Origin of the sequence: uncultured Desulfovibrio sp., from assembly GCF_944324935.1 — a bacterium.
Taxonomy (GTDB): Bacteria; Desulfobacterota; Desulfovibrionia; order Desulfovibrionales; family Desulfovibrionaceae; genus Desulfovibrio.
In genome coordinates this window covers 1-12,650 of the sequence record NZ_CALUYG010000023.1, presented here as the reverse complement: position 1 = coordinate 12,650, position 12,650 = coordinate 1, and the positions used below count along the sequence as shown (strand labels likewise).

General features: G+C 64.9%; 13 protein-coding genes and 2 tRNA genes. 10 read left to right on the top strand and 5 right to left on the bottom strand.

From position 1 onward, the window contains the following. Positions 1–108 precede the first annotated feature (108 nt). The 5 genes from Q0J54_RS06890 (at position 109) to Q0J54_RS06870 (ending at position 3,594) form a co-directional block, all read left to right on the top strand. Positions 109–1,464, top strand: coding sequence for a trypsin-like peptidase domain-containing protein (locus Q0J54_RS06890; protein WP_296304724.1), 1,356 nt, complete (start codon positions 109–111; stop codon positions 1,462–1,464). A 155-nt stretch (positions 1,465–1,619) separates the two neighbouring features. Next, complete coding sequence (locus Q0J54_RS06885; protein WP_296304723.1) at positions 1,620–1,808, top strand: ferredoxin; 189 nt, start codon at positions 1,620–1,622, stop codon at positions 1,806–1,808. Positions 1,809–1,896: 88 nt separating this feature from the next. Then, on the top strand, positions 1,897–2,565 hold the full coding sequence (locus Q0J54_RS06880; RefSeq protein WP_296304722.1) for a YkgJ family cysteine cluster protein: 669 nt from the start codon (positions 1,897–1,899) through the stop codon (positions 2,563–2,565). Between the two features lie 4 nt (positions 2,566–2,569). Further along, a complete protein-coding gene (locus Q0J54_RS06875; RefSeq protein ID WP_296304721.1) occupies positions 2,570–2,971 on the top strand; it encodes a hypothetical protein in 402 nt (133 codons plus the stop codon). Further along, positions 2,968–3,594: a tetratricopeptide repeat protein gene (locus tag Q0J54_RS06870; RefSeq protein WP_296304720.1), complete on the top strand. Its 627-nt coding sequence runs from the start codon at positions 2,968–2,970 to the stop codon at positions 3,592–3,594. Before Q0J54_RS06875 ends, Q0J54_RS06870 begins: the two co-directional genes overlap by 4 nt. A 189-nt stretch (positions 3,595–3,783) precedes the next feature. On the opposite strand, the gene Q0J54_RS06865 is transcribed toward Q0J54_RS06870, so the two are convergent. Next, the gene (locus Q0J54_RS06865; protein WP_296304719.1) at positions 3,784–4,536 is read right to left on the bottom strand and encodes an SDR family NAD(P)-dependent oxidoreductase; all 753 of its coding nucleotides are present in this window, start codon (positions 4,534–4,536) and stop codon (positions 3,784–3,786) included. Between the two features lie 435 nt (positions 4,537–4,971). Here Q0J54_RS06865 and Q0J54_RS06860 point away from each other — a divergent pair, with 435 nt between their 5' ends. After that, complete coding sequence (locus tag Q0J54_RS06860) at positions 4,972–5,256, top strand: pseudouridine synthase (protein ID WP_296304718.1); 285 nt, start codon at positions 4,972–4,974, stop codon at positions 5,254–5,256. A gap of 308 nt (positions 5,257–5,564) precedes the next feature. On the opposite strand, the gene Q0J54_RS06855 is transcribed toward Q0J54_RS06860, so the two are convergent. Both Q0J54_RS06855 and Q0J54_RS06850 read right to left on the bottom strand, forming a co-directional pair. Next, a complete protein-coding gene (locus Q0J54_RS06855) occupies positions 5,565–6,134 on the bottom strand; it encodes an amino acid racemase (RefSeq protein ID WP_296304717.1) in 570 nt (189 codons plus the stop codon). An 84-nt stretch (positions 6,135–6,218) separates the two neighbouring features. Next, entirely contained in the window at positions 6,219–7,031 is an 813-nt protein-coding gene (locus Q0J54_RS06850) for an exodeoxyribonuclease III (RefSeq protein WP_296304716.1), read from the bottom strand. A 402-nt stretch (positions 7,032–7,433) separates the two neighbouring features. On the opposite strand from Q0J54_RS06850, the gene Q0J54_RS06845 reads away from it, so the two are divergent. Next, positions 7,434–8,030, top strand: coding sequence for an IMP cyclohydrolase (locus tag Q0J54_RS06845; protein ID WP_296304715.1), 597 nt, complete (start codon positions 7,434–7,436; stop codon positions 8,028–8,030). Positions 8,031–8,221: 191 nt separating this feature from the next. Beyond that, entirely contained in the window at positions 8,222–9,727 is a 1,506-nt protein-coding gene (hflX, locus tag Q0J54_RS06840) for a GTPase HflX (protein ID WP_367172231.1), read from the top strand. A 150-nt stretch (positions 9,728–9,877) separates the two neighbouring features. Here hflX and Q0J54_RS06835 read toward each other — a convergent pair whose 3' ends face one another. Continuing rightward, positions 9,878–10,552 carry a BON domain-containing protein gene (locus Q0J54_RS06835; protein ID WP_296304714.1) on the bottom strand — a complete coding sequence of 225 codons (675 nt, stop codon included), beginning with the start codon at positions 10,550–10,552 and terminating at the stop codon, positions 9,878–9,880. A gap of 75 nt (positions 10,553–10,627) precedes the next feature. Then, positions 10,628–11,884, bottom strand: a complete 1,257-nt coding sequence (gene murA, locus Q0J54_RS06830) for a UDP-N-acetylglucosamine 1-carboxyvinyltransferase (protein WP_296304713.1) — start codon at positions 11,882–11,884, stop codon at positions 10,628–10,630. A 201-nt stretch (positions 11,885–12,085) separates the two neighbouring features. On the opposite strand from murA, the gene Q0J54_RS06825 reads away from it, so the two are divergent. Together Q0J54_RS06825 and Q0J54_RS06820 are read left to right on the top strand one after the other, a co-directional pair. After that, a tRNA-His gene (locus Q0J54_RS06825) sits at positions 12,086–12,161 on the top strand. 111 nt (positions 12,162–12,272) lie between these two features. Further along, positions 12,273–12,349: transfer RNA gene (locus Q0J54_RS06820), tRNA-Pro, on the top strand. Positions 12,350–12,650 lie beyond the last annotated feature (301 nt).

Genomic DNA, 12,650 nt, shown 5'->3' with positions numbered 1-12,650 from the left:
CCGCCAGGGGCGCAAGCGCCGCGGCCCGCGGCGGGCCCCTTTACGCTCCCGCCGCAAGAGGCTATGCAGGAACGGCAAACCGAACCGCTCGTCCCGCAAGGAGAACGCATGAACATGACACGCTTTTTCCGCCGCTGCGCGGTCGTGCTGCCGGCTGTCTGCCTGCTGCTCCTCCGCCCCCTGCCGTCGGTCGCCATCCCCCCGGACAGTCCGCGCCTGACGCCCGTGGTACGGGCCGTGCAGCTTGCCGCGCCCGCCGTGGTCAACATCACGAGCACCAGCGTCATCGACGCCGGATCGCGCGCCATGAACCCGCTGGAACAATTCTTCGGCCCCGGCTTCCAGCCCTTCGGCGGCATGCCGCCCGCCCGGCGGCGGAAACGGGTCAGCCTGGGCTCGGGCGTCATCGTGGACGGCAGCCGCGGCTATGTGCTCACCAACGCCCACGTCATCTCCGGGGGGGGCGAAGTGACGGTGAACCTGCTGGACGGCCGGGAATTCCCGGCCATCGTGCGGGGAGCCGACCCGGATTTCGACATCGCCGTCCTGGAGATACAGGGCCCGCACGATCTGCCCTCCCTGCGTCCCGCGGCCTCCCCCGACCTCCTGCCGGGCGAAACCGTCATCGCCATCGGCAATCCCTTCGGCTTCAACCACACGGTCACCACGGGCGTCGTTTCCGCGCTGGGGCGCTCCATCCGCGGCGAGAGCGGCCTTTTCACCGACCTCATCCAGACGGACGCGGCCATCAATCCCGGCAACAGCGGAGGGCCGCTGCTGGATCTGGAAGGCCGCCTCGTGGGCATCAATACCGCCGTCCATGCCAAGGGGGAAGGCATCGGCTTTGCCATCCCCATCCACAAGGCCCTGAGGGTCATGGACAATCTGATGGATCACGGCAAGCGCTCGCCGCTCTGGCTGGGCCTGCATGTGGAAAATCTGGACCAGCGCATGGCCCAGGCCCTGGGCCTGCGGGAGATGCGCGGGCTCCTGGTGGCCGCCGTCTACGCGCATACGCCCGCCGCCGCGGCCGGACTGGAGCCCGGCGACGTCATCGAAAGCATCAACGGCGTCGTGCTCGACGATCGCGGGGACTATCTCGACCTGCTGCGCAACCAGCTCCCCGGCGAGCAGCTCCGCCTTGTGGTGCAGCGGGCGGGCGGCCGGCAGGAGCTGCGGCTCGCGCCGGTGGAATTTGACGACAGCACGGCCCGGCGCATCATGGAGTCCCACTGGGGCTTCACGTTGCAGCCTTCGGGCGGGCGCCTGGTCGTGGCCTCCGTCCGCCCGGACGGCCCGGCCAACTTCCTGCGGCGTGGCGATGTGCTGGCCGGCATCGGCGGTAAGGCCCTGCGCTCGCAGGATGAACTTTTGCAGGCTTTCCGGCAGTTGCGCCTTGCCGGACAGGTGCTCCTCCAGGTGGAGCGGGGCGGCCGTCTGTACTATGCCCGCCTGCTGCCGTAAGCGCCTTTCGCGCGCACGTTCCCGCCCTGCCGGGAGGCAGGGCGAAAAATGCCGCCCGCCCCTTGACAGGGAACAGGCGGGAAAGCTATCCATGCCAGAGCGGCCGCGGGCCGCAAAAACCGCTGAAACATCCGTTTCAAATCTGGAGGACTCAAATGGGCTACAATGTGACTGTTGATGCTGACAAGTGCGTGGGCTGTGGCGAATGCGTGGACGTGTGTCCCGTGGAAGTGTACGAACTGAAAGACGGCAAGTCCGATCCCGCCAACGCCGAAGAATGCCTCGGCTGCGAATCCTGCGTGGAAGTGTGCGAACATAACGCCATCACCGTGGAAGAAAACTAGGTTGTAAGGGGCGCGCCGCGCTCCACTCCTTTGTGCCGCCGGGCGTTTCCACGTCTGGCGGCATTTTGCATACCTTCCGGGAAACGCCATGATACCTGATCTTACCCCCATCTTTCAGCAATACGAGGCCCTGCGCGCACAGGCGGACGCGGTGTTCGCCACCGTGCGCGATCAGTTCCCCCACTGTGTCGCCTGCAAGGAAGGGTGCAGCGACTGCTGTCATGCCCTTTTCGACCTTTCGCTCGTGGAGGCCATGTACCTCAACCGGGCCTTCCAGGAGCACTTCGGCTACGGGCCGGAACGCTCGGCCATCCTGGAGCGCGCTTCCGAAACGGACAGGCAGCTCACCCGACTGAAGCGCGATCTTTTCCGCGAGGAAAAGGCCGGCAAGAGCGCGGAGGACATCATGGCCGAGGCCGCGCGCGTCAAGTCCCGCTGCCCCCTGCTGGGCGACGACGACCGCTGCCTCATGTATGACGCCCGGCCCATCACCTGCCGCATCTACGGCGTGCCCACTTCCATTGCCGGGCAGGGTCATGTCTGCGGCTTTGCCGCCTTTGAGAAGGGGCAGAAATATCCCACCGTCCATCTGGACAGGATCCAGGGCCAGCTCGCCGGCCTGAGCCGGGCCATTGCCGAGACCGTGGAGAGCCGCTTCAGGGAGCTGCACGAGGTCTATGTGCCCCTGTCCATGGCGCTGCTGACCCGCTATGACGAGTCCTATCTGGGCATCGGCCCGGCCAAACGCGAGGACTAAGCCCATGCCGTCCATACTTGGCGCCATCCCCGCTTCCGTCTTCCGTGACGGGACCCCGCAAAAGCTCACGGAAGCGGAAGAACAGCAGAAACGTGAAATCTATGAAAAAATGAACCCGCGCCGCCGCAAGTTCGTGGACAGGATCGGGTACGACAACTGGGATCCCTTCCAGAAACCCAACGACCCGCTGGATCTGCGCATGGACGTCAGCAAGCGCACCACCCAGCAGCTGGTTCGCGAATTCCTCCAGGAAGCGGGCAAGAAGGGCCATTACAGCAACGACTACGGACGCGGCGCGCTGGAATGCGCGCTGGGCGTGGTCAACCGGGACGAGAAGTATCTGGGCATCCTGGATTTCTGTCTCTGGTACCATGATCTCCTGAAAAAAGAGGGCCACCTTTTATGAAGAAAAGCTATGACGACATCGACGAATACATCGCCGACCTCAAGGCCGAGATCGAAGCCAACGACCAGTGCGCCACCCACTATTACAATCTGGGGCTGGCCCTGCTGAGCAAGCGCGACTTTGTAGGGGCCGAAGGGGCCCTGCTGGACGCCGTACGCAATTCCCCGCATCTGGCCGAGGCCTATGTGCAGCTTGGCGGCATCTGTCTGGAACGCGGCGACCTCGACGGCTGCCTGCGCTACAATGAGGAAGCCGCCAACTGCCGCGCCAAGTTCCCCGTGCCGTGGAGCAACATCGCCTTCGTGCATCTGCAGCGCGGCGAACCGGACAAGGCCATCGCGGCCCTGAACAAGGCCCTCAAGTGGGATCCTGACTTCCTCCAGGCCAAGAACGCCCTGGCCACCGCCCATTATATGAAGGCGGAGTGGGACACCTGCGAAAAGCTCTGCAAGGAGATCATCGCCAAGGAACCCGCCTTTGCCCCGGCCTGGAACAATCTTGCCCTTGTCCAGTTCGAGCAGGGCAACTATGCCGCCGCGCGGGAATCGGTGAAGGAGGCCCAGCGCCTCGGCTTCGAGGTCCCCCAGGGTTTTCTGGACGAACTGGCCCTGCAGGGCGTGTAGCGCGCTCCTGCCGCGCCGGCGGACGGCTCCCGCCCGGGGGGCATCCGCCCGCCGCAGGCATCGTGCGCCCCCACCGGCAAAAAAGCCCCCGCAACGGGGGCTTTTTTGCCGGACAGGGACCTTTCACGGGCGGTCGATTTTCGCGCCTGTCCCACCGCAGCGCTGCTGCGCGCCAACGGGACCGTACCGCTATCTGGCCACGAGCCCCCCATCCACGAGATAGAGCCCGCCGGTCATAAAGCTTGCGGCATCGCCGGCCAGAAAGAATATCAGTTCCGCCACTTCATGGGCTTCGCCCACGCGGCCCAAGGGGTATTGCGCCGCTTCGGCCTCCCAGTAGGCATCCGTATTCCCCCCGTGCGTGATGTCCGCAAACTTTTGGAACAGGGATTCCGTCAGCGGCGTTCTGATGGTCCCCGCGCAAACGGCATTGACCCGTATCCCGCGCGGTCCCAGGTCAATGGCCAGGCTCCTGGCGATCTGGCCGATGGCGCCCTTGGTCAGCCCGTACCCGAAGCTGTTGGCCTTGCCCACATAGCACTGATCCGACGCATTGATGACGACGCTCCCTCCCCGCGCAAGCAGCGGAACGGCGGCCCGCAGCGTATTGACCGTGCCGCGGATGTTGACGTCGATCATCAGATCGAGTTCTTCGTCGCTGATGTCCAGCAGGGTATTGCATCGATGGATGCCCGCATTGGCGATGATGCCGTCGATCCCGCCGAATGCGTCGCGGGCGCCTGCCACGGCGTTTTCCACATCAGTCCTGTTTCGCGTGTCGCCCTGGAAAAAAAGCACACCTTCCAGCTGCTCCGCCGTTTTCCTGCCTTCAGCGGCATTCACGTCCATGAACGCGACCTGCCAGCCGCCATGATGGAACTTGCGGACGCACGCATTGCCTATCCCTGTCGAGCCCCCTGTAATGAAAACAGTCTTTTGCATCATGCTCTCCTGTTTGTTTCATGTGGCGTTGATACCGCGGCGACATCACACAAAAACAATTCTTCCCTCCGCCGTGAAGCACCACAGAACGAGCGATACATCAGCATCACCGCAAAATGGCAGCACGTCAAGCCGGTTTTGACTGGCGATTGCCTTCAGAGCAAGAGTCTTTGTGCGATTTTCTGCACTATCCCGGCATGTTCCCTGCGGTCGGAAAAACCGGCCCGCAGACGGCATGCCGCGGGTGTAAAGGGAGAAGGCGAGCGAGGAAGAGGGAGAAGAAAAAACGTCCGTCCTTCGTGCGACAGATCCGCCTGACCGTCCCGCCGCTGTGCGGCAGAAGTTTCCGCCATTTTCGGCATATTCTTTGCAAAGTGTGTCTTGCGGCGAGATTTGCCGCCCGTCTTCCGGAGCCCATCTGAAGGAGATCCCCGTATGGATATGCAGATCCGTTTTCGCAATAACGACCTTGCTCCCTACATGCCCACGCAACAGGAACGCATGAACAGTGCGCTGTCCGCCGGACAGGCGGCCTCTTCCGCCGCCCCCGAACTGGAACAGCGCCCCGTGGAGACCCCGCACATGCTCAACAGCGAGGAACTCCAGCAGGCCCTGCAACAGGTCGAAGCCCAGGCCGCGCAGCAGAACGAACAGATGCTGCAGGCCCACTCCGGCCTTAACGAACAGCGGGTGGCCCGCCTGCTGGGCCTGCTGGACTAGGGCCTCTCAGCACGCATCGTCCCCCGCGGCAGCGCCGATACAGCAAATGAGTCGTCTCGTGTCTCCGCCTCTTCCCCGGTAATCGCGCCGGGGAAGGGATGAGGCGCATGAGGCGCGACAGACGCACACCTTTTGCGCGCGTCGGCCGTGCAACGCCGCACATCCGCCGGCGTGGACGTGTCCGACAATGTCCATCCGACAGAAACGCCCCTTTTCCGTCCGCGGATCAGGGGCGTTTCCGCGCCGGCGGCGCAAAAGCCGGGCGTCGCAGGTGTGGCTTGCGGCCTCAGTCGAGCCATCTTGGCCGCCTATTCCGGCAGGGGGACTTTCTCCAGCCCCACCAGCGCCGCCTCGTGCGCATGCGGGGAGTCGCTCTCCCAGAGCGGTATCGGCGAATCCGCCCGGGTCAGGTGCGGGGCCAGCGCCGTACAGGCCACCAGAAGGACCTGTGCTCCCCGCGCGGCCATGCCGTCCAGCATCCGCCGCATGATCTTCCGGTCAGGGGCGCGCGGCGATCCGCACCAGAGTTCCCGGAAGATCAGCTCATGACACCAGCGACGCTCCTCCTCGCCGGAGGTGATGACCGTGAGCCCCGGCCGCTCCAGCGGTTCACGGTGAAACTCCTGCTCCATGACCTGCCGGGTCCCCACAAGGCCCACGCGTGAAAAACCGGCGGCCCGCAGACGGCAGGCCGCCACATCGGCCACATGCAGCAGGGGGATGCCCACCGCCGCCCGCACCGGCGCGGCCACCCGGTGCATGATATTGGCGCGGATGACCAGAAAATCCGCCCCGCCGCGTTCCAGCGCCTGTCCCACATCGCCCCATTGCCCCGCCACGAGGCTTTGGCCGTGGGAAGAGTCGGGAACTCGAGGCAAATCCGCCCCAAGCGGCAAGCGGGGCGTGTACGGTTTACTTTGCTTACAAATTGAAATTACGTATAAAATCTGCGTTAACAGGTCCTAATCCGGCATATCCAGCGCCAGCCCCACCGGACAATGATCCGAGCCGTAGACATCGTCCTCGATCCAGGCATTGGCGATGGCCGGCTTCAGTTCCTCGGACACAAAAAAGTAGTCGATGCGCCAGCCGATGTTCTTTTCTCGCGCCCGTGTCTTGTAGGACCACCACGAATACCGTCCGGCCTCATCCCCGTGGACATACCGGAAAGTGTCCACATAGCCCAGTGCGGAAAAACTGTCCAGAAAGGCGCGCTCCTCCGGCAGGAAGCCGGTATTTTTCTCATTCTGACGGGGCCTGGCCAGATCGACGGGCCGGTGGGCGATGTTGAAATCCCCGCAGACCACAATAGGTTTTTGCTTGCGGCAGGCTTCGGCATAGCGCACGAAAGCGTCGAAAAAGCCCATTTTGTAGGGGACCCGCTTGAAACGCCCCGTGGGCTTGCCGTTCTCGTCCAGCTCTTCCGCGCCGCCGTTGGGGAAATAGCCGTTGAAAAAGTGAAAGTGCTCGAATTCCAGATGCAGCAGCCGCCCTTCGCCCTGCCACTGCGGTTCCGGCAGCTCGCGACGTACGGCAAGCGGCGTCAGACGGCTGAACACGGCCACGCCGGAATAGCCCTTTTTGACCGTGCTGGAGGCCCAGTGGCTCTCCCAGCCCTGCGGGAAGGCCACCTCCGGCGAAAGCTGCTCCGGCTGAGCCTTAGTCTCCTGCAGAGCAACCACCTGGGCGTCGCTTTCCGTGAACCAGCGCCATTCCGCCTTGGCGGAGACCGCACGCAGGCCGTTGACGTTCCATGAAACAAGCTTGATGCGCATGCGCGCCTCCTTATGATTGTCCGGCTGGCTGTTTGCTCTCTTGCCCGGCGGGAAAGGCCGCCGCTCCTCTCCCGCGCTCCCGCACTATAGGAAGGCGCGCGCCTGCGCGCAAGGCGGACCTGCCGCAAAAAACGCCGCTCCCGGGCGCAGCTCTCCCGCCCATGCCGGCGGAAACTTCGCGCCACGCGGGGGCGGGCACGCTAACCTGTCCGAATCACATTGCATCACGCGCCACTTTTGGGCATACTCCTTTCGCGGGCTCGCAAAGCTGCGCCGCTGAAGGGCCCGCTTTTCCGCCACGGCATCGCCGTGCCGGAAAACAGGCCGCCTTTCCCGCAGCGGCCGCACGGTGTTCCGTCGCCCGGCGCACCGCGGGATTTTCTGTGAGAAGAGGAGTCCGTCATGGATATGCTTCCCATTCGTCGCGCCATCCTGAGTGTCACCGACAAGACCGGTCTGGTGGATTTCGCCCGCTTCCTTTCCTCGCACGGGGTGGAGCTGGTCTCCACGGGCGGTACGCAAAAAGCCCTCGAGGCCGCCGGGCTGCCGGTGACCGCCGTCAGCTCCGTTACCGGCTTCCCTGAGATCCTTGGCGGACGGGTCAAGACCCTGCACCCCAAGATCCATGCCGGCATCCTGGCCAGCAAGGACAACCCCGAGCATCTGGCGACCCTGGCGGAAAAGGGCATCCGTCCCTTTGACCTTGTCTGCGTGAACCTCTATGACTTCGCCGGCGCCGTGGAGCGCAAGCTCTCGATCGAGCAGGCCGTGGAGGAAATCGACATCGGCGGCCCCTGCATGATCCGCGCCGCGGCCAAGAACTTCCATAGCATCCTCGTGCTGCCCGGCATCCAGTGGTATGGCCGCGCTCAGGAAGAGCTGGAAGCCAACAATATGCAGGTGGGCCTGGAATTCCGGCAGATGATGGCCTCGCGCGCTTTTGAAGCCACCTCGCGCTATGATTCCCTCATCAGTTCCTACCTGCGCCCGGGAGCCTGATCATCGCCAGGATCGAAGGAAACCTGCAAGGCCTCAAGGCCAGCCAGACCCGCGCGCTCGACCGCCTGCTGCACCGGCGCTTCCCGCAGGAGGCCGTCTACGGGCTCGAGCAGGCGCGGGAACTGGCTCTGCTGTCGCGCGCCATCGGACGTCAGGTCGGCCTGCTCATCGACCGGCGCGGGCGGGTGGAGATGGTCATCGTCGGCGAGCCGGGGAGCATCCTCATCCCCGAGCTGCCGCGCGCCCGCTCGGGCGCCGATCGCCTGCGGGGGCTGCGCCTGCTGCATACCCACCTCAGCCCCGACGGCCTCAGCCAGGAAGACCTCATGGACATGCTCTTCCTGCGGCTGGATGCCGTGGCCGTGCTGACCGTCAGCCCGGCGGGTGATCCCGTGCAGTGGCAGACGGCGCATCTGCTGCCCGCGCCGCTGCCCGCGTCTGACGGCGGCAAAGCCGTTCCCTACCGGCTGGAGCCGCCGCGCCCCTGGGATCAGCCGGAGGCCCAGCTCACCGCCACGGCCGAAGCGCTAGAAAGCGAACTGGCCCGCCGCAGCGACGCCAGCCGGACAGCGGCGGGCACGCCACGGGCCATCCTGGTCTCCGTCTCGTCCGAACCGCGCCTCATCCAGGAGCAGCATCTGGACGAGCTGGCCGAACTGGCCCGCACCGCGGGGCTGGACGTGGCCGGCCGCATGGTGCAGCGCGTGGCGCAGGTCAATCCCAAGTACATCCTCGGCAAGGGCAAGATGGCCGAACTGGAAGTGCTGGCCCTGCAGGGGCAGGCCGATTCGCTGATCTTCGATGGCGAGCTGGCCCCGGCCCAGCTCCATAATCTGGCCGACATCACCGAACGCAAGGTCATGGACCGCACCCAGCTCATCCTGGACATCTTTGCCCAGCATGCGGTGACCCGGGCCGGCAAGCTGCAAGTGGAGCTGGCGCAGCTGCGCTATACGCTGCCCCGGCTCACCGGGAAAAACCGGGCTATGGACCGGCTCATGGGCGGCATTGGCGGGCGCGGCCCCGGGGAGACCAAGCTGGAGACCGACCGCCGCCGCAGCCGGGAGCGCATGGCCCGTCTGCGGAGGGAGCTGGAACAGCTCCGCCGCCAGCGCGGTTTCACGCGCGGCCGCCGCTCGCGCCGGGGCATCCCGCTGGCCGCGCTGGTGGGCTACACCAATGCCGGCAAATCAACCCTGCTCAACAGCCTCACCCGTTCCGACGTGCTGGCCGAGAACAAGCTGTTCGCCACGCTGGATCCCACGACCCGCCGCCTGCGCTTCCCCGCCGAGCGGGAGATCATCCTGGCCGATACCGTGGGCTTCATCCGCAATCTGCCACAGGAGCTCATGGACGCCTTTCGCGCCACCCTGGAGGAGCTGGAATCCGCCGACCTGCTCCTGCATGTGGCAGATGCCTCGCATCCCGACATGCTGCAACAGCTTACGGCAGTGGAAACCATCCTGGAAGAACTGGAGCTGCACCACATCCCGCGTCTGCTGCTGCTCAACAAATGGGATTCCCTCCCCCTGCCGGCGCGCGCGGAGATGCTGGACAGCTTCCCCGACGCGCTTCCGGTGTCCGCCCTGCGGGGCGAGGGGCTCCGGCCCTTGCTCCAGATGCTGGAGAGCCGGCTCCTGCACGCCGGGACCACCGCAGCCAGCCTGCCTGACGACATCGCGAACGTGCTCCAGTGAGCCGCCGCGCCCGCGCCGCGACCGCAGGTCTGCCCGCACGCCCTGCCGCCCCGCCCGTGCCGGCCAAAAAGCAGCGGCAGCCCCGGGGAAAGGCTGCCGCTCGGACAAGGAAGGAAAACAAGGAAGGAAAATACGGGGATCTCGTTCGTCTTACAGGCTGCGCTCCTCGAGCGAGGACGCGCCGGAGGCGGGCCGGGAGGCATCGTTGCCCGCCGCGGCGTCCTTGCCGGCCGGACGGGACGGCGAGGCCGCATCGACGGCCACCGGAGACAGGGTGTCGCTCTTGTCGGTGGGCGGCGTCATAAGATAGCTCTTCACCGAGGTCACGCCCTCCACATGCCGCGCGGCATCCAGCGCCAGGCCGCGCTCGGCGGCATTTTCCACCACGCCCAGCAGCACGACGCGCCCGGCATTGACTTCGGTGTCGATGCGCGTGGAGCTCAGCTTGTCCTTGCGGATAAGCGCCGTCCGCAGCCGGGCAGAGAGCACGAGATCGCTGGTCTCGCTGGTGGCCGGGGAGAACCAATGCGTGGTGACGGAGCGCACGCCCTGATGGCGGCGGGCTATGGTCACAGCCTTGTCGCGCATGTTCTGCGGTACTTCCCCCACCAGGAACACATTCCCGTAATAGCAGTAGACCGCCGTCCCCCAGCCCTGACTGAAACTGTTGTCCAGCAGGTCGGTCTTGATGGCCGTGGCGATGCCCTTGTCGTCGGTGATGGTATCCATGAGGCGCTTGTCGTCATACAGACCATAGGCGCTGTATCCGCACCCGGACAGCGGCAGCATGATCAGCAGCAAGAGCACGCAAAGCAGCAGACGCACGATCACAGTCTCCTTTCTCTCTTCCCGGCCTGCCTCATGCGGGGGCGTCACGCTCGGCAGACCGGATGCCGGCCCTCAGGCATTTTCCGGCGCACGCCGGATGCGCGCGCCCACAGCGCCGAGCTTGTCCTCGATGCGCTCATACCCCCGGTCAAGGTGGTAAATGCGCTGCACCTGGGTCGTGCCCCGTGCCGCGAGCCCGGCCAGCACCAGCGAAGCGCTCGCCCGCAGGTCGGACGCCATGACCGGCGCGCCGATGAGATGATCCACCCCGCGCACCATAGCCGTATGCCCGGAAATGCGGACATCCGCCCCCATGCGGGCCAGCTCCTGCACATGCATGAAGCGATTCTCGAAAATGCTCTCTTCCACCATGCTGGCCCCTTCCGCAAGGCACATGAGGGCCATGATCTGCGCCTGCATGTCCGTGGGAAAGCCCGGATAGGGCTGGGTCTTGACGTCTATTCCGCGCAGGGGCCGGTCGCAGCGCGCCCGCACGCCCTCCGGCGTCCGGCTGATCTCCATGCCCATGCCGGTAAGCTTGAGGATGACGGCTTCCAGCTCTTCGTAGGGACAATTGGGCAGCAGGAGGTCCCCGCCGGTGATGCCGGCCGCGGCAAGGAACGTACCGGCCTCGATGCGGTCCGGCATGATGCTGTAGGTCGTGCCGTGCAGCGAGCTGACGCCGCGGATGCGGATGCTGCTGCTGCCCTCGCCTTCGATCTGCGCGCCGCAGGCCCGCAGGAAGCGCGCCAGGTCCACCACCTCCGGCTCGCGGGCGGCATTTTCCAGCAGGGTCTCCCCTTCGGCCAGTACGGCGGCCATGAGCAGATTTTCCGTCCCGCCCACGGTAGGCATGTCGAAGGTGACGTGGGCGCCGTGCAGCCGGCGGCAGCTCCCCATGATGTAGCCTTCCGCCAGTTCGAAGTGCGCGCCCATGAGCTCGAGCCCCTTGAGGTGCTGATCCACGGGACGCGCCCCGATGGCGCAGCCGCCCGGCAGCGCCACGCGCGCCTGACCGATGCGCGCCAGCAGCGGGCCCAGGCACAGCACGGAAGCCCGCATAGTCTTGACCAGATCATACGGCGCTTCGGGGTGCAGCTGACCGGGACGAATCTCCGCCCGGTGAGCGGCGCAGGCGCAGGCGCAGCCCAGCACGTCCAGCAGGTGCAGCGTGGTGTGGATGTCGCGCAGATCCGGCACGTTCTCGAGCCGGGCCGTACCATCCAGCAGGATGGTCGCAAAGAGAATGGGCAGGGCGGCATTTTTGGAGCCGTTGACGTCTATGGTCCCCTGCAGTCTGACGCCGCCCTCGATGATGAGCTTGTCCATGCTGTCCCGCTGAAAAAAACATGTTCTCTGCTGATGCCCGGCCACATCCGTCCGCCCTGCATGCGGCGGCTGAACCCCCGTCCGCACAGGTGGCCGATGTGTTCATCCTAGAAGGTTTTCTAGAAAAAATCCAGATGTCACGCCCTGCAAAAATTTTTCTTGCCAAGCTGTGCCGATTCGGCTATACCTCTTTCTTGCACGGCGGAAGTAGCTCAGTTGGTAGAGCACCTGGTTGTGGCCCAGGTGGCCGAGGGTTCAAGCCCCTTCTTTCGCCCCAGAAATTTACCCCGCGTTTTCGCGGGGTTTTTTCGTTTCCGCTGCCCGACCGTCCCGCGCCCGGCGACGTTCGGCTTGCCAAGCCTGCCGCTTTCGCCTATAGCTACCGCAACGGAGCGTGGCGCAGTTTGGTAGCGCACCTGCTTTGGGAGCAGGGGGTCGCTGGTTCGAATCCAGTCGCTCCGACCATATGAAATCAAGAGGTTATACCCTATTGGGGGTATGACCTCTTTTGCGTTTTGCGACCATCTTGCAACCATAGTCTGCTGGTGCCCCCTCAGCCGCTTATCTATCCTGCCCTGATTTCCTTCGGGGCGTCGGCTATGCCGACGCGACCTTTGGGGCGCACCGCGCCTCAAATGTTGAGCGAAAAAGTGGCTTTCTTGTGGCCGCGTACAGTGCAAAACGAACAGGTACGGATATTTCATCAGCGATAATAAAGCTTTTTTCTCATGTTCCAAAAGAATTTTTCAGGAGCATCACATATGAT